Here is a 17,021-nt window from a genome sequence, read left to right on the forward strand (position 1 = left end):
CTGCCGTGCCGGTGGTTCTGGCGGCAAACAGTAGCGCAGCGATAAAGGTTCTGGTAGTTTTGCCGGCTTGCGGGCCACCGGGCCGCATGCCCAAGGTCAGATGCGGTGGCGCCTGGCAAAGGATGATGAGCACATAGTGAGGCGGTTCTATGCCCAGCAATGCCAAAGAAAAAAGTTCAATGCTGCGCGGCTTTGTTCCCTACAAGGAGCAGAAAGGTGAAGAGTACATGAACGAGCGTCAGCTCGAGCACTTCGCCAACATCCTCAACAACTGGAAGAAGGAGTTGATGGAAGAGGTCGACCGTACCGTGCACCACATGCAGGACGAAGCCGCCAACTTCCCCGACCCGGCCGACCGCGCCAGCCAGGAAGAAGAATTCAGTCTCGAACTGCGTGCCCGCGATCGCGAGCGCAAGCTGATCAAGAAGATTGATCAGACACTGCAGCGCATCGAAGAGGACGATTACGGCTTCTGTGACTCGTGCGGGGTCGAAATCGGCATCCGCCGTCTCGAGGCGCGTCCGACCGCGACACTGTGCATCGACTGCAAGACCCTGGCTGAAATCAAGGAACGGCAGATCGGCGGCTGATCGCCCCTGCCCGCAGCGGCGAGGCTGACTCGCCGCCCTCCCCTGTCGAGGCCAAGCTGCCATGCATGCCCAGCCTTACGTCGGACGTTTCGCTCCTACCCCCAGCGGTCATCTGCACTTCGGTTCCCTCGTCGCTGCACTGGCAAGCTATCTCGACGCACGTCATCACCATGGAAGCTGGCTGGTCCGGGTTGAAGATCTGGATCAGCCACGGGTGGTGAGCGGTGCCACCGACCATATCCTGCGCACGCTCGAATGTTATGGCCTGGAATGGGACGGCGACATCGTCTATCAAAGCCAACGCATCGAACTGTACGAAACCGTTCTGGCACAGTGGCTGGCGAATGGCAAAGCGTATTATTGCGACTGTTCGCGTCAGCAGATCGCAGCCTATGGGGGGGTGTATCCGGGCACCTGCCGCACGCGCGGTCTGACTTCTGCCGCTGATCGCGCCGTGCGGGTGCGCGTGCCGAACACCGTAATGGGCTTTGTCGACCGCCTGCAGGGACCGATGGAGCAGGCGCTCGAATCCGAGGTGGGCGATATTGCCGTGCGCAGGCGCGACGGGGTGATCGCCTATCAGCTCGCCGTGGTCGCTGACGATATCCACCAGGGCGTCACCGACGTGGTTCGCGGCGCAGATCTGCTGGACTCAACACCCAGACAGCTGTGGCTGTATCACCTTTTTCAGCAACCTGCTCCCAGGTATCTTCACGTGCCCCTGATCATGCGCCCGGACGGTGAAAAGCTCAGCAAGCGGCTGGGTTCCGCGCCGCTCGAACCGAGCCTGGCCGCTGCAACGTTGTGGCGCGCGCTGGCAGCCTTGCGCCAGTCGCCGCCAGCGCGCCTGCGCGGCGCCGGTGTTCGGGAACTGCTTGCATGGGCGGTGAAGCACTGGCGCGTGGAATCCATCCCGCCGAAGCCGCATCTACTCGAGAGCAGTGTCTAGCTTGGCAATCCCGGCGCGCCTGATTACCATCGAGCCACCGCAGGCGGATCGCGTCGCCACGCCGGCTTCGTCATACCGCTTCCAAACGATACGGAACCGCCATGTATATCTACCGACTGGTACTGCTACTGGTCATCGGCATCTACCTGTTCTCTCCGGCGATCATGGATTGGTGGATCGAACCGCAGGGAGCCTGGTACCGGCCCTACGTACTCTGGCTCATCCTGATCATCGCCGGCATGCTGCTGCACAGCCCACGGGACGCCGATGAGCTTTGATCTCGGCCTGTTGGTCACCACCAGCATCATTTATCTGCTTGCCCTGTTCGGGGTCGCCTGGGTTACCGAACGCGGCATGCTGCCGCAGGCACTGCTACGCCACCCGGCGGTGTACACCCTGTCGCTGGGCGTCTATGCCAGCGCGTGGGCGTTCTACGGTACCGTGGGCCTGGCCTATCAGTACGGCTACGGCTTTCTGACCTACTACCTGGGTATCTGCGGTGCGTTCCTGCTGGCACCTGTGCTGCTCAATCCGATCCTGCGAATAACCCGTACCTACCAGCTTTCCTCGCTGGCCGATCTGTTCGCATTCCGCTTTCGCAGCACCTGGGCCGGCACGCTGACTACGCTGTTCATGCTGATCGGCGTGCTGCCGTTGCTGGCCTTGCAGATCCAGGCAGTCGCCGACTCGGTACAGATCCTCACGCGCGATCCCACTCAGCATTCCATCGCATTCGGCTTCTGCATCCTGATCATCCTGTTTGCCATCCTGTTCGGTGCACGTCACATATCCACGCGCGAGAAGCATGAGGGGCTGGTCATCGCCATCGCCTTCGAGTCGCTGGTCAAGCTGATCGCCATTGGTGCCATCGGGCTGTATGCGCTGTATGGCGTGTTTGACGGCCCTGCGAGTCTGGAGCTGTGGCTGAGCAACAACCAGCAAGCGCTGCGCACCTTGCATACGCCTCTGCAGGAAGGCCCATGGCGTACGCTTCTTCTGGTTTTCTTCGCCGCCGCGATCGTCATGCCGCACATGTACCACATGGCCTTCACCGAGAACCTCAACCCGCGGGCGATGGCGACGGCGAGCTGGGGTCTGCCGCTGTTCCTGCTGCTGATGAGTCTGGCCGTGCCACCGATCATGTGGGCAGGCTTGCACCTGAACGTCTCGACCAATCCCGAGTATTTCACGCTGGGCCTGGGGGTAGCCGCCGGGGCCCCCTGGCTGACGCTGCTGGCCTACGTGGGCGGCCTGTCTGCCGCAAGCGGACTGATCATCGTGGTCACGCTGGCGTTGTCCGGAATGGTCCTCAACCATCTGGTGCTGCCGGTCTACCAGCCAAGCGCAGACAACAATATCTACCGCTGGCTGCGCTGGACCCGGCGTAGCCTGATTGCGGCGATCATCCTCGCCAGCTACGGCTTTTACCGCCTGCTCGGTGCCAACCAGGATCTGGCCAATCTGGGAATTGCGTCTTTCGTCGCCACGGTGCAGTTTCTTCCCGGTGCGCTGTCGGTGCTGTACTGGCCACAGGCAAACCGACGCGGCTTCATCGGCGGACTGATCGCCGGCATGACCGTCTGGGCCGTGACGCTATTACTGCCTCTGGTCACTGAAACCAGCAGCCTGCAGCTGTTCGGCATCTCACTGAGCTTCGATCAGGATACCTGGCACGTGGCGGCGATCGCCTCGCTTGCTGCCAACATCATCGTGCTCACGCTGGTTTCGCTGTTCACCCAACGCTCCAGCGAAGAGCGCGGCGCCGCAGAAGCCTGTTCGGTAGACAACGTCAGCCGCACCCAGCGCATGGAGCTGGTCGCCAACTCCCCGCAGGAATTCGCCCAGCAGTTGGCCAAGCCACTGGGCAACAAGACTGCCCAGCAGGAGGTGGAACAGGCGCTGCGCGATCTCAAACTGCCCTTCGACGAACGCCGGCCTTATGCCCTGCGCAGGCTGCGCGACCGGCTGGAGGCCAACCTCTCCGGATTGATGGGCCCGGCCGTGGCGCAGGAAATCATCGAGACCTTCCTGCCCTTCAAGCTTGCCCGGGACGGTTACGTCACCCAGGACATCCACTTTATCGAGAACCGGCTGGAGGATTATCACTCCCGGCTGACCGGTCTGGCTGCCGAACTCGACGCACTGCGGCGCTACCATCGCCAGACGTTGCAGGACCTGCCCATGGGCGTCTGCTCGCTGGCCAAGGACAACGAAGTGCTTATGTGGAACCGCGCCATGCAGTCGCTGACCGGCATCGTCGCGGACAGCGTGATCGGCTCACGGCTGGCAAACCTGCCGGAACCCTGGAATGAACTGCTGGAGCGCTTCGTCGAGGACCAGTCTGCGCACTTGCACAAGCAGAAGCTGGTGATCGACGGTCGCACGCACTGGCTCAATCTGCACAAGGCGGCCATCGACGAACCCGGCAATGTCGGAAGCGGCCTGGTTCTGCTGATCGAAGACCAGACCGAAACGCAGATGCTGGAAGATGAGCTGATTCACTCCGAACGACTCGCATCGATCGGCCGCCTGGCGGCCGGCGTCGCGCATGAGATCGGTAATCCTATTACCGGAATCGCCTGCCTGGCGCAGAACCTGCGAGAAGAATCGGATCAACCGGAGGCGCGTGAAATGGCCGAGCAGGTGCTCGAACAGACACGGCGCGTGTCGCGGATCGTTCAGTCGATGGTCAATTTCGCGCATGTCGGCAGTCGTCATGCCAATGCCAACGAGGAAGTCGATCTGCAAGCCTGCGCCGGCGAAGCCATACACCTGCTGTCACTCAATCGACAGGGACCGGAGGTCAGGTATGTTAACCTGTGCAACCCCGAGCACCTGGCGGCAGGCGATAGCCAGCGACTGGTGCAGGTCCTGATAAACCTGCTGGGTAATGCCCGGGACGCCAGTCGCGATGGCGACACCATCACCGTATCGAGCCAGGTAGACGAGCACAGGGTACTGCTGCTGGTCGAAGATCAGGGCAGCGGCATCGACCGCGACATCATGGACCGTCTGTTCGAGCCCTTCTTTACCACCAAGGAGCCAGGGACAGGTACCGGGCTCGGATTGGCACTGGTTTACTCGATTATCGAAGAGCATTATGGGCAGATCACCGTAGATAGCCCGGTCGATCAGGCAACCATGCGGGGAACACGCTTCACTATCACCCTTCCCCGCTACAGCGTATTAGGTAACGGCACTCTGACCTGAACCGGTCGTCGCCGCACGAGGTATCTATGTCACACATTCTGGTCGTTGAAGACGAAGCCATCATCCGCTCGGCTCTCCGTCGGCTGCTGGAGCGCCACCACTACCAGGTGAGCGAGGCAGGCTCGGTGCATGAAGCCGTCGAACGATTTGCATTGGAGGACTTCGACCTCATCGTCAGCGATCTGCGCCTTCCCGGCGAGCCCGGAACGGAACTGATCCGCAAGGCGCCGGATACACCGGTGCTGATCATGACCAGCTACGCCAGCCTGCGCTCGGCCGTCGACTCGATGAAGCTTGGCGCAGTCGACTACATTGCCAAGCCCTTCGATCACGAGGAGATGCTCCAGGCCGTCGCGCGCATCATTCAGGATCACAGCCAGCGTCGCAGCCAGACGCCTGCAGCCCCCGTCAGCAAAGCGGAGACCGCGCAGCCGGGTCAGCCAGCCACCGGCTCCGACATGGGCATCATCGGCTCCAGTCCCTCGATGCAGACACTGTTCAAGCGTATCAACAAGGTGGCCCCCACCGATTCCACGGTGCTGATCCAGGGCGAATCGGGTACGGGCAAGGAACTCGTCGCCCGGGCCCTGCACCAGAACTCACGGCGGACCAAAGCGCCGCTGATTTCGGTCAATTGCGCCGCTATCCCGGAAACGCTGATCGAGTCGGAGCTGTTCGGTCACGAGAAGGGCGCGTTTACCGGTGCCACGGCGGGGCGCACCGGTCTGGTAGAGGCGGCAGATGGCGGGACCCTGTTTCTCGACGAAATCGGCGAACTGCCGCTGGAGGCCCAGGCCCGACTGCTGCGGGTTTTGCAGGAAGGCGAAATCCGGCGAGTCGGCTCGGTGCAATCGCATCGCGTTGACGTGCGTCTGGTGGCTGCTACGCACCGCGATCTCAAGACGCTCGCGCGACAGGGGCTGTTTCGCGAAGACTTGTATTACCGGCTGAACGTCATCGAACTGCGCCTGCCGCCCCTGCGTGAGCGGGGCGAAGACGTCATGCTGATTGCCGAAGCACTGCTCAAGCGCGCCGGCAAGAACATGAATATCGATGATCTGCATTTCAACCGCGAGGCCGCCGCTGCCATCCGCCGCTATCCGTGGCCGGGTAATGTCCGTGAGCTGGAGAACGCGGTGGAGCGCGCAGCGATCCTGTGCGACGAGTCGGAAATATCCACCGACCTGCTGGGGATCGACGTGGATGCCGAATACGAGCGCGCTTCTGAAGCCGCCAATGCCCTGGAGACCATGCGGCATCCGGACAGCGACACCCAGGAGCCCACCGAAGACCTGTCGCTCGAAGATTACTTCCAGCATTTCGTCCTCGAGCATCAGGAACACATGACCGAGACCGAGCTGGCCAACAAGCTCGGAATCAGCCGCAAGTGCCTCTGGGAGCGACGCCAGCGGCTGGGCATTCCGCGCAAGAAGACCGCCAATTCCTGAGCCTCGCGTCAGGTGAAACCTGTATCTGTTACCGCTGTTACCGCCTCGCTCGATACAAACTGTTACCCCCACCAAGCGAGGCGTAACACTTGAGCGGGGCATACGGTAACGAATCACACCCCACACCAGCCTTACGCCCCACCCTGTTTTAGACAAGCCATTGAAAAGAAACGCTTTTTCAATTGTGGCACGGCAAATGCTTTATATCTGGCACAACAACAATAAAAACCAGAAACGAATAACAAAAATAATATCGGCTTCACAGACAACAAAAATAAAACCGTGCAAGCGCAGCAAACTGATTTTTTTGGAGAATGGGATCGACAGTCGAACAGAAATGTTCGCGGACACGCTAAGAATAAAAGTTGCCAGAGCAACCCGACGCGTCCGAGCTTAAAGTACTGCCTGATGTCTAAGCTTCCAAAGCAATCCGTTTGTTTTTGGTAGCCCGGGATGGGCTTATACAGGCGACGCTGTCGCCTTGCCTAAAAACAACAATAGCTCGACAGACAATAACAATAAAAAAACATCGCCATTAGGGGGAGTCGCTACTCCCCTTGAGCTTTCCCCCTCCCTTATTACAATTTTCCGCGCGTTCAGGCTAGAATGGTCGCCTTTAATACAGGCAGCACTGTTTGAGACAGCTTGTTGATCGCAGCGTCTCCGCGCCTATCTCCGCACAGTGAACTGCCAGACTCGCCATGGCCCTGTATCCCGTGGATATGACGGGAGCTGCCGGTGGAACACCTGCTTCTATGATTCGAAAGCTACTACAGAAAATTCCCTATCCCTTTGGGCGTGCTGCCCACCGTCGAACCACGCCCGCCATCATCCCGGCCAGTCAGCACACGCTTCGCCGTGAGCGGCTCAGCCGGAATGCCGTGAACGTGGTCGAGCGCCTGCAGCAAGCCGGCTTCGAGGCATTCGCCGTGGGTGGGTGCGTCCGGGATCTGCTGCTCGACCTCACCCCGAAGGATTTCGACGTGGCGACCAGTGCTACGCCGGAGGAAGTCCGCGCGACGTTTCGTAATGCCCGGCTTATCGGCCGACGCTTCAAACTGGTTCACGTGCACTTCGGGCGGGAAATCATCGAAGTGGCCACGTTCAGGGCGAATCACACCGATGATGGCGACGACTCTCCCGTCAGTGAGCACTCCAGACAGAGCGAATCAGGGCGGTTGTTGCGCGACAACGTATACGGGACGCTCGAAGATGACGCGCAGCGGCGCGACTTCACCATCAACGCACTCTACTACAACGTCAGCAGTGGGCAGATTCACGATTTCGCCAACGGCCTGCATGATATCCGCAACAGGCAGGTGCGCCTGATCGGTGACCCGGTGCAGCGTTACCTGGAAGATCCGGTGCGCATGCTGCGGGCGGTGCGTTTTGCCGCCAAGCTGGACTTCGAGATAGAGCCGCACAGCGCCGCACCGATCGCCGAGATGGCCGATCTGCTGCACGATATCCCTGCAGCGCGCCTGTTTGACGAAGTACTCAAATTGCTGATGAGTGGCCAGGGCGAGCAGACCTTCGATCTGATGCTGAAACATGATCTGTTCGGTCCGCTTTTTCCCGACACCGATGAAGCAATCGAAGCGAACCCCGAGTACACGCTCAAGCTGATACGCCAGGCTTTGCGCAATACCGATGAGCGGGTCAACGAAGGCCGTCCGGTCACCCCCGCCTTCCTGTTTGCGGCGCTGCTCTGGCCGGCGGTGCCGCAGCGCGTTGCCGAACTCGAGGAAAGCGGCATCCCGACCATCCCGGCTCAACAGCAGGCCGCGCACGAACTGCTCGCCGAGCAGTGCCGTCACACCGCGATTCCCAAGCGTTTCAGCATTCCCCTGCGCGAGATCTGGGACCTGCAGCCACGCCTGGAGCGACGCTCTGGTCGTCGGGCGGATCAGATGCTCGAGCATCCGCGTTTTCGTGCAGCCTATGATTTCCTGCTGTTACGAGAGACTGCCGGAGAGCAAACCGATGGTCTGGGCCGGTGGTGGACGCTGTATCAGGATGCGAGCGAAGAACAGCGACGCAAGATGGTGCGCGAGCTGAGCGGCGACAAGACGGGAAATGCGAAGCGCCCCCGCTCCCGTGGGCGTCGCAAACCGCGTTCCCAGGCCGAGTGATGCCGGTCTGGTGTTTCATCGGGCTGGGCAGCAATCTGTCCGACCCCGAGCGGCAGCTCGACAAGGCGCTCGACGCTCTTGCGCAGCTACCGGACAGCACATTGCTCGCCCGCTCCAGCCTGTACCGCAGTCCGCCGCTTGGACCGTCTGATCAACCAGACTATCTGAACGCAGTGGCGATGCTGGAAACGCGACTTGAACCCGAGCCGCTGCTCGACCTGTTGCAGTCGATAGAGTTGACGCAGGGCCGCGTTCGCAAGGACGAGCGCTGGGGCCCCCGGTCGCTGGACCTGGACATACTGCTGTTCGGCAACCTGACACTCGACTCGGCGCGGCTGACGATACCTCACTATGACATGCACCGGCGCGCCTTCGTGCTGTATCCTCTCGCGGAGCTGGCGCCCGAACTGGCCATGCCCGACGGCACGCCGCTCGGCACCCTGCTCGACCGCTGCCCGTCAGCCGGTCTGCAGCGGCTTGACCGCACCGTGTTGCGAGGCTGAATCATGATCCCCGGTTGCAGTCCAAACAACCAACTGACGTTCTGCGAGGCGGCTTGTCACGGCAAGACCGCCCCTTGTGCAACCATTGGAAGCTGCCATGCCTGATGTAACCCTGACCACACTGAACAAGCTCAAGCAGAGCGGCGAGAAGATCGTCTGTCTGACCGCCTACGACGCTACATTCGCTCATCTGGAGTGCGAGGCGGGCGTTGAGGTGATCCTCATTGGCGATTCACTGGGTATGGTGCTGCAGGGCCACGACAGTACGCTGCCCGTCACCGTCGACGACATGGTCTATCACACTCGGGCGGTGAAGCGTGGCAACCACGGCGCTTTGATCATGGCCGACCTGCCATTCATGAGCTATGCGACCCTCGAACAGGCGATAACGAGTGGCGCGGCACTGATGCAGGCCGGTGCCCATATGGTGAAGCTCGAAGGCGGCGACTGGCTGGCCGACACCGTTACGACCCTCACCCGCAACGGTATTCCGGTCTGCGCGCATCTGGGACTCACGCCACAGGCGGTGAATGTCCTGGGCGGCTACAAGGTCCAGGGACGCGAGGAGTCTCAGGCTCAGGCCTTGCTGGACAGCGCGAAGAAGCTGGAGGCGGCTGGCGCTGCCATGCTGTTGCTCGAATGTGTGCCCAGCGAATTGGGCGCCGAGCTGTCACGCTCGGTGCAGGTACCGGTAATCGGTATCGGTGCGGGGAGTGGCACGGACGGCCAGGTGCTGGTGGTCCATGATCTGCTCGGACTGTCCATCAGCGGGCGCCTGCCGCGCTTCGTCAAGAATTTCATGGTTGGCCAGCCTGATGTCCAGTCAGCCGTGCGCGCTTACGTTGAAGCGGTCAAGCGCGTCGAATTCCCTTCGGCCGAACACGAGTTCTGAGCGATGAATACCCTGCATACCATTGCGCAGCTCCGCGCAGCTGTTGGCCGTGCCCGTGAAGATGGCAAGCGGATTGGTCTGGTCCCGACCATGGGCAATCTGCATGCCGGGCATATCGCCCTGGTCGAGAAGGCCCTTCAACGTACCGATTACGTGGTCGTGACCATCTTCGTCAATCCGTTGCAGTTCGGCCCCAACGAGGATCTTGACAGTTATCCGCGGACGTTGGCCGACGACCAGGCGAAGCTGCTCGAGGCCGGAGCCCATCTGGTGTTTGCGCCCAGCGTCAACGAGATGTATCCCGAAGGCATGCAGGGACACACCCTGGTCAGCGTTCCGGTCGTCTCGGAAGGGCTGTGTGGCGCCAGCCGTCCGGGCCATTTCAACGGCGTGTCGACCGTGGTCTCCAAACTGTTCAATATCGTCCAGCCGGATCTGGCGATCTTCGGGCAGAAGGATTACCAGCAGCTGGCGGTCATTCGCAAGATGGCTCAAGACCTGTGCCTGCCGATCCAGATCATGGGCGAGGCGACCGTGCGAGCCGAAGACGGTCTCGCCCTGTCTTCACGGAATGGCTACCTGAGCGATACCGAGCGACAGATCGCGCCGCAGCTATACCAGACGCTCCGTCGCGTCGCCGCGGACATTCAGGCAGGCGAGCGGGACTATTCAGCGGTCATCGCCCGGGCTCGCGATACCCTGCTGCAGTGCGGCATGCGTCCCGACTACCTCGATTTGCGTGATGCCCGCTCGCTGCAGCCGGTCGATGCTGATACCCGGCACATGGTCGTTCTGGCGGCCGCCTTTCTGGGCAAGACTCGCCTCATCGACAACCTCTGCTTCGATCTCACCTGACCTCTCGCAGCAGGTTTACCCTGCTGCCACACCTCTCCTCCTCTGCCTGTCGGCGGGCCATATCAGACCAAAGAAGGGTTGTCAGACCCGCGCTGATGATCAACGCTTAGGGCATCCCGCAGGTCCGTTTTACGCCAGCTCAGCGCTGCTCACCTACACTGTTAGGGCCTGCTTCGACCAATAACAAAGAGGGCCATCCATGTACAAGATCGAGAACCACAAGGTTACGGACGCCGCGCGCAGCCGCACTCATGTCGACGAGGCAGGCTACGAGAAGCTTTACCGTCAATCGATCGATCAGCCCGATACCTTCTGGGCGGACCAGGCCAAGCGTTTTCTGACCTGGGACAAGCCTTGGTCCAGGGTACATGAGAGCGATCTCTCCAAGGGTCAGGCTGCCTGGTTCATCGACGGCAAGCTGAACGTCAGCGTCAACTGCATCGATCGTCATCTCGAGACGCGAGGCGACCAGCCAGCGATCATCTGGGAGGGTGACGAACCCGATCTGGACAAGCACATCACCTACCGCGAACTGCATGAGAAGGTGTGCCGGCTGGCCAACGTGCTCAAGCAGCGCGGTGTCAAGAAAGGCGATCGCGTCTGTCTGTACATGCCAATGATTCCCGAAGCCGCCTACGCCATGCTCGCCTGCGCCCGAATCGGCGCGGTGCACTCGGTGGTCTTCGGTGGCTTCTCGCCTGATGCCCTGCGCGACCGCATCAACGATGCCGACTGCCAGGCGGTGATCACCGCAGATGAAGGGGTTCGCGGCGGCAAGCGCGTTCCACTGAAAGCCAACGTGGAAAAGGCACTGCAGGAGTGCCCCAACGTGCACACGGTGCTCACCGTTCGCCGTACCGGCGCCGACATCGCGTGGAACGCCGACCGGGACATCTGGTATCACGAGGCCTGCGACCAGGTCGAAGCGCATTGTCCGCCCGAGCCGATGGACAGCGAAGACCCGCTGTTCATCCTTTACACATCAGGCTCCACCGGCAAACCCAAGGGCGTGCTGCATACCACCGCAGGCTACCTCCTAGGTTCTGCGATGACCCATCACTACGTCTTCGATTATCAGGAGGGCGAGGTCTACTGGTGTACTGCGGATGTGGGCTGGATCACCGGCCATTCCTACATTGTCTACGGACCGCTGTGCAATGGTGCGACGACGCTGATCTTCGAAGGCGTGCCGACCTACCCCGACGCTTCGCGCTGCTGGCAGGTGGTCGACAAGCACAAGGTGAATATCTTCTATACCGCGCCAACCGCAATCCGCGCGCTGATGGCGCAAGGCAACGAACCGGTTACCAGTACCTCTCGTGAGAGCCTGCGCCTGCTGGGCAGCGTGGGCGAGCCGATCAACCCGGAGGCGTGGGAATGGTATTACCACGTGGTCGGCGAAACCCGCTGTCCCATTGTGGACACCTGGTGGCAAACCGAGACCGGCGCGATCATGATTTCCCCGCTGCCGGGGGCAACCGACCTTAAGCCGGGCTCTGCGACCCGGCCCTTCTTTGGCGTCGAGCCGGCATTGTACGATCCCGAGGGTAACGAACTGCATGGTGCAGCCAGCGGCAATCTGGTAATCAAGCGCTCGTGGCCGAGCCAGATTCGCACGGTTTACGGTGATCATCAGCGCCTGATCGATACCTACTTCGCCACCTACAAGGGCGTCTACTTCACCGGCGACGGCGCACGCCGCGACGAGGATGGCTACTACTGGATCACGGGTCGGGTGGACGACGTGCTCAACGTTTCCGGGCACCGCATCGGAACCGCCGAGGTGGAAAGTGCTCTGGTGCTGCATGACGCCGTCGCGGAAGCAGCAGTCGTTGGCTGCCCGCACGACATCAAGGGCCAGTGCATCTATGCCTATGTCATGCCGATGCGTGGCGTGACGCCCAGCGATGATCTGGTCAAGGAGCTCAAGGCCTTCGTTGCCGAGCAGGTGGGTGCCTTCGCCAAGCCGGATTTCATCCAGTGGACACCTGGCCTGCCAAAGACCCGCTCGGGCAAGATCATGCGGCGCATCCTGCGCAAGATCGCCTGCGACGAGCTGGACTCGCTGGGCGACACCTCGACACTGGCCGATCCCGCTGTCGTCGAGGAACTGATTGCCAACCGCCAGAATCGCGGCTGAGCGCGCACCATGGCGCGCCGCTCGGCGCGTCATCGGTTGTCCTGCATGACGGCTACCTCTATCCTTGTTTGTCTTTCGAATGAGACATGAGGAGCAGTTCATGCGAGACGTCGTTATCGTCGCTGCCACACGCACCGCTATCGGCAGTTTTGGCGGCCAGTTTGCCACCCTGCCGGCCCACGAACTGGGTGCCACGGTCATCCGCGCGCTGCTCGAAAAGACCGGCATTGATCCAGCCAGTGTTGACGAAGTGATGCTGGGACAGGTGCTGACCGCCGGCGCCGGACAGAATCCTGCGCGCCAGGCTGCCGTATTGGCTGGCCTGCCATACAGCGTCCCGTCGATGGTGGTGAGTAAGGTCTGCGGTTCGGGCCTCAAGGCTCTGCAACTGGGCGCGCAGGCCATTCGCAGCGGCGACGCCGACATCATCATCGCTGGCGGGCAGGAGTCGATGAGCCTCGCTCCGCATGTGCTGCCCCAGTCCCGAACCGGTTTGCGCATGGGGCACGGCCAGCTGCTCGATACCATGTTGCACGACGGACTCTGGGATGCCTTCAACGGCTATCACATGGGTATCACCGCCGAGAACCTGGTCGACAAGTACGGCATCACCCGCGAGGAGCAGGATGCCTTTGCGGCGAATTCACAGCGCAAGGCGGTAGCCGCGCAACAGGCCGGGCGCTTTGATGCTGAAATCACCCCCGTGCTGGTTCCACAGCGAAAGGGCGATCCGCTAAGCGTTATCACCGACGAAGGACCGCGTGCCGAGACGACCGGCGAGTCGCTGGCGAAATTGCGTCCGGCCTTCAAGAAGGACGGCAGCGTGACTGCAGGCAATGCATCCAGCATCAATGACGGCGCTGCTGGCGTCATGCTCATGAGCGCCGAGAAGGCAGCCCACCTTGGATTGCCGGTGCTGGCCAGGATAGCGGGCGCGGCCAATGCGGGCGTGGATCCGGCGATCATGGGGATCGGCCCGGTATCCGCTACCCTGCGTTGTCTTGAGCGGGCGGGCTGGCAAGTAGCGGACCTCGATCTCATCGAGGCCAACGAAGCCTTTGCCGCCCAGGCGTTGGCGGTAGCCCACGAACTCAAATGGGATATGGACCGGGTGAACGTCAACGGCGGCGCCATTGCGCTGGGGCACCCAATCGGCGCGTCGGGATGCCGCGTGCTGGTTACCCTCCTGCACGAGATGATCCGTCGCGACGCCAAGAAAGGTCTGGCAACCTTGTGCATCGGCGGCGGGCAGGGGGTCGCACTGGCGCTGGAACGCAACTGATCAGATCAAGGTCCGCGTTTCCGCCGCCCCCAGCGCGGCGGAAACAGCCACCAGCTGGCCAGCACCAGCGATCCGAACACGGTATAGACCAGCGTGAAGACCCAGTCCGGCGCCTGGTAATACAGTAGCCGTTGCAGCCAGTATTCGATAAACCCTCCGTCGTGCCCGTCAATTCCGGCCCTGACGCGCAACCACCGTTCGAGTGTCGTCAGCGGACAGACAATGCCCAGCCAGGCTTCCGCTACCACGATGGCAATGACAGCCAGGTGCGCCAGTCTGAATAGCGGACTGTTTACCCAGCGCCAGCCAAGCATGTTGCCGAGTACCACCATCATCAGGCCGAGCACGACAAACGCCACCACCAGCACATGGACGGTGAGCACCAGATCGGCAAGCCCCTGGTAAAGGTTCATGGCGGATTGTCAGCGGGTGTCCGAACGCGCCGGCTCGGGCAGAATGCCCTCGGGCTTGTCCTGGGGCGCCAGATAGACACTCCAGATGTCATGGGTGCGGCGCTGCGTATGTTCAAGCAGACATGCCGCCAGTTGCGCGCCACGCAGGCTACCGTCGCCCCAGAGATCGTAGACCGCCAGACAGTGACTGTCGCGATAACGCAGCCAGGCTCCATGGGCCGCCTCCATCGAGACCACGGCGTCAGTCGAGTCGGCTATCTGGCGGCGACTCGCTTCCAGATAGCGGTCCAGTTCGTCCTCGGCTTTGGCCACTTCCTGATGCAGACAGGCATTGCGCTCAACGGTCTCTTCGAGGTCGTCGCACGGTGCCGCAACGGCGGTACTTGAAAGCAGCACGGCGCCAAGCGCCAGCCAACGATGTTCCATGTGGTTTCCCCGATTCGATTGCAGGCCCTTATGCTATCAGCCGCGCAGTCAGACCGGCGAGAATTCGGCCAGACGTCTCAACACCCGCTCACGGATGCGCTCTGCCAGCGGAGCCTGAAGCATGCGTCGCAACAGACGCTCGTCGGTGCCTAGCCCGTGCCAGTAACGGAACACTTCGGCCACGGTGGGCCATGCTTCGGGAGCCGGAGATATGACGATGTCATCACCAGGCCGGATGGTCCCGGGGCGCAGCACCCTGGCATAGGCTCCGCAGCGCTCGGCCTTGATGAAGGTGCGCAGAAAGCCGGGCATTCCCACTCTTGCATCCAGCGTGGCACAAGGTGTACGCGGCGATGTGATCTCAAGCAGCACATCGCCTACGGCGACCCTGTCACCGATGCGTGGTTTCGGCCACCAGTGACTGATCGACAGATTCTCCCCGAAAAACCCAGGGGACAACCGTTGTCGAAGCAACCGCTCCCACCAGGCTACGTCCTCCATGCTGTAGAGGTAGATGGCCTGGTCGAGTCCGCCATGGAGCCTGGCGTTGCCTATGTAATCGCCGGGTATGCCCACTGCAGCGATCAGCGTCGGAACATTGACCGGTTCCTTGAAGTGCCCGGTGTTGACGAGCCGTCGACCCACCCTGAGGCGGCGTGACGTGGCAGCGTTGATCGATACCAGTACTGGTGGCGCATTGTCCATCGGGGAAGCGTTCCTGCGGTCGAATTGTCATTGTTGACCGACTTCGTCGGACGGGCGCTGTTCTGCTTCGCGTCTCTTCTCCCACGGCCATTTGCCGGTGAGTTCGACCTCGAGAGTGAAGCTAAGGTAACTCCTGATCAGAACGATGACGACGAGCATGCCGACCGTCTCGAAAGATAGCTCGACGGCCACGGTCAACATGATATCGGCAGCTATGAGAAATTCCAGGCCCAGCAATATGCCACGCCCAAGTCGCTGCCGCACTTCGTTGAAGACCTCGGCCGTGTCCGCATCGTGACGAATGAGGTGCTTGCATGCAGCGAACAGCGAGTACAAGGCCATGAACAGGATGAGCGCGATACCGATGGCTGCCAGGATGCCTGCGCTCCAGTTCGCGAATGGGTGGATGTACTCCATTCCTCCTCCAGTCGGGTGAATGCGCGGATAAGCCGCTGCGATGTGCGGGCACGCCGGCCCGCACGGTATTCAGGCGTGAAGTGTCAGGGCGACGGCTGCGATGCGTTCGACTTCGCTGTAAACGGGCTTGAGCAATTCCTCGCCGAATACATCAGGGTCAAGCTCACGATAACGCCAGGCGCAGGGCAGGCTGGACAGTCGTTGCTGCAGCGCCTGCAGAAAAGGGTCCCGGCCATTGACCATCGCAACCCCGGTGTAGAGCAGCAACGTACCACCAGGCGCGAGCCGGTTGAGCGCGGCGTCCACTATTTTCAGTGAAAGGCCCGCGCCCAGCCTCCCACCGCCATGACGATAGGCGCGCTGTTGCGGATCGAGCATGTAGGGTGGGTTGGCAACTATCAGGTCGAAATCGCCCTCGACGTCCTGCAACAGGTTGCTGTACGCGGGCACGACATTCTCCAGTCCGGCGAGCGCGGCATTGACCCCGGTCAGGCGCAGCGCCTGACGATTGATGTCGAGCGCAACTACTTCCGCTGCGGGGCAGGCCTGCCCAATCAGCAGTGCCCCGGCCCCCGAGCCGCAGCCGATGTCGACCGCGCGGCGCACCGTACCAGCATGGCGCTCCAGGTGGCGCTCGATGACCTGCGCGAAGCGGTAGGTGTCAGGGCCGAAAAACACAGCTTCCGCAGCGTCCGTTGGATACGCCGAATGGGCGCAGAGCAGCGTCCCCAGCGTTGACCAGCGTACCCTGCTACGCCACAGCTCACCGTGAGCAGTCAGAATTTCCGCCGACTGCATCAGTTCGAACTCGAAGGGCGTCACCATTTCCCGCCGAAACGGCCGGCTCCAGCCGAAGATATCCCGCAGATCGCGCGCCGTGCCGTTGCCGGATCGCTGGTTGTTGTGCGCGTGGCTGAGCGGCGTGATGGCTACGTGCTGATAGCCTGCACTGGAAAGATACCGCCCCAACTCGACAAGCGCCTGGTCGGCGTTGGAAGGTCCCTTGTCCCCAGGTGCATCGAACGTTGGCAAACCGGCAAGTCCTTCGGAAGTGGTCAT

General features: G+C 61.6%; 15 protein-coding genes and 1 pseudogene. 11 read left to right on the forward strand and 5 right to left on the reverse strand.

Translation table 11 applies throughout. The annotated features are described in order from the left end of the window. The first annotated feature begins 149 nt into the window (after positions 1 to 149). From dksA to KEM63_RS14450, 11 genes and pseudogenes are all read left to right on the forward strand, one after another. Positions 150 to 590 (forward strand): RNA polymerase-binding protein DksA, encoded by a 441-nt coding sequence (gene dksA, locus KEM63_RS14400; protein ID WP_093395194.1) that lies wholly within the window; start codon positions 150 to 152, stop codon positions 588 to 590. A 61-nt stretch (positions 591 to 651) separates the two neighbouring features. Beyond that, entirely contained in the window at positions 652 to 1,539 is an 888-nt protein-coding gene (gene gluQRS, locus KEM63_RS14405; RefSeq protein ID WP_223652834.1) for a tRNA glutamyl-Q(34) synthetase GluQRS, read from the forward strand. A 101-nt stretch (positions 1,540 to 1,640) separates the two neighbouring features. Beyond that, positions 1,641 to 1,817 (forward strand): alkaline shock response membrane anchor protein AmaP, encoded by a 177-nt coding sequence (locus KEM63_RS14410; RefSeq protein ID WP_223652836.1) that lies wholly within the window; start codon positions 1,641 to 1,643, stop codon positions 1,815 to 1,817. After that, positions 1,807 to 4,749 (forward strand): sensor histidine kinase, encoded by a 2,943-nt coding sequence (locus KEM63_RS14415; protein ID WP_223652838.1) that lies wholly within the window; start codon positions 1,807 to 1,809, stop codon positions 4,747 to 4,749. The genes KEM63_RS14410 and KEM63_RS14415 overlap by 11 nt, the downstream gene beginning before the upstream one ends. Before the next feature lie 26 nt (positions 4,750 to 4,775). Continuing rightward, positions 4,776 to 5,952, forward strand: a pseudogene (locus KEM63_RS14420) (sigma-54-dependent transcriptional regulator); the annotation flags it as partial. A 1,000-nt stretch (positions 5,953 to 6,952) separates the two neighbouring features. Further along, positions 6,953 to 8,329, forward strand: coding sequence for a polynucleotide adenylyltransferase PcnB (locus KEM63_RS14425; RefSeq protein ID WP_223652856.1), 1,377 nt, complete (start codon positions 6,953 to 6,955; stop codon positions 8,327 to 8,329). Beyond that, positions 8,329 to 8,832, forward strand: a complete 504-nt coding sequence (folK, locus tag KEM63_RS14430; protein ID WP_223652858.1) for a 2-amino-4-hydroxy-6-hydroxymethyldihydropteridine diphosphokinase — start codon at positions 8,329 to 8,331, stop codon at positions 8,830 to 8,832. The genes KEM63_RS14425 and folK overlap by 1 nt, the downstream gene beginning before the upstream one ends. 97 nt (positions 8,833 to 8,929) lie before the next feature. Beyond that, entirely contained in the window at positions 8,930 to 9,724 is a 795-nt protein-coding gene (panB, locus tag KEM63_RS14435) for a 3-methyl-2-oxobutanoate hydroxymethyltransferase (RefSeq protein WP_223652859.1), read from the forward strand. 3 nt (positions 9,725 to 9,727) lie between these two features. Next, the gene (gene panC / locus KEM63_RS14440) at positions 9,728 to 10,579 is read left to right on the forward strand and encodes a pantoate--beta-alanine ligase (RefSeq protein ID WP_223652860.1); all 852 of its coding nucleotides are present in this window, start codon (positions 9,728 to 9,730) and stop codon (positions 10,577 to 10,579) included. Between the two features lie 199 nt (positions 10,580 to 10,778). Then, positions 10,779 to 12,719, forward strand: a complete 1,941-nt coding sequence (gene acs / locus KEM63_RS14445; protein ID WP_223652864.1) for an acetate--CoA ligase — start codon at positions 10,779 to 10,781, stop codon at positions 12,717 to 12,719. Positions 12,720 to 12,819: 100 nt separating this feature from the next. Then, entirely contained in the window at positions 12,820 to 14,001 is a 1,182-nt protein-coding gene (locus tag KEM63_RS14450; RefSeq protein WP_223652865.1) for an acetyl-CoA C-acetyltransferase, read from the forward strand. A 5-nt stretch (positions 14,002 to 14,006) separates the two neighbouring features. On the opposite strand, the gene KEM63_RS14455 is transcribed toward KEM63_RS14450, so the two are convergent. From KEM63_RS14455 to KEM63_RS14475, 5 genes are all read right to left on the reverse strand, one after another. Further along, positions 14,007 to 14,414, reverse strand: coding sequence for a DUF2784 domain-containing protein (locus KEM63_RS14455; protein ID WP_223652866.1), 408 nt, complete (start codon positions 14,412 to 14,414; stop codon positions 14,007 to 14,009). A gap of 9 nt (positions 14,415 to 14,423) precedes the next feature. Further along, on the reverse strand, positions 14,424 to 14,840 hold the full coding sequence (locus KEM63_RS14460) for a lysozyme inhibitor LprI family protein (protein ID WP_223652867.1): 417 nt from the start codon (positions 14,838 to 14,840) through the stop codon (positions 14,424 to 14,426). A gap of 48 nt (positions 14,841 to 14,888) precedes the next feature. Further along, positions 14,889 to 15,545 (reverse strand): MOSC domain-containing protein, encoded by a 657-nt coding sequence (locus tag KEM63_RS14465; RefSeq protein WP_223652868.1) that lies wholly within the window; start codon positions 15,543 to 15,545, stop codon positions 14,889 to 14,891. 27 nt (positions 15,546 to 15,572) lie between these two features. Next, positions 15,573 to 15,962: a DUF1622 domain-containing protein gene (locus KEM63_RS14470; protein WP_223652869.1), complete on the reverse strand. Its 390-nt coding sequence runs from the start codon at positions 15,960 to 15,962 to the stop codon at positions 15,573 to 15,575. A 69-nt stretch (positions 15,963 to 16,031) separates the two neighbouring features. Then, entirely contained in the window at positions 16,032 to 17,021 is a 990-nt protein-coding gene (locus KEM63_RS14475; protein ID WP_223652871.1) for a methyltransferase, read from the reverse strand.

This window comes from Halopseudomonas nanhaiensis (genome assembly GCF_020025155.1).
Taxonomy (GTDB): domain Bacteria; phylum Pseudomonadota; class Gammaproteobacteria; order Pseudomonadales; family Pseudomonadaceae; genus Halopseudomonas; species Halopseudomonas nanhaiensis.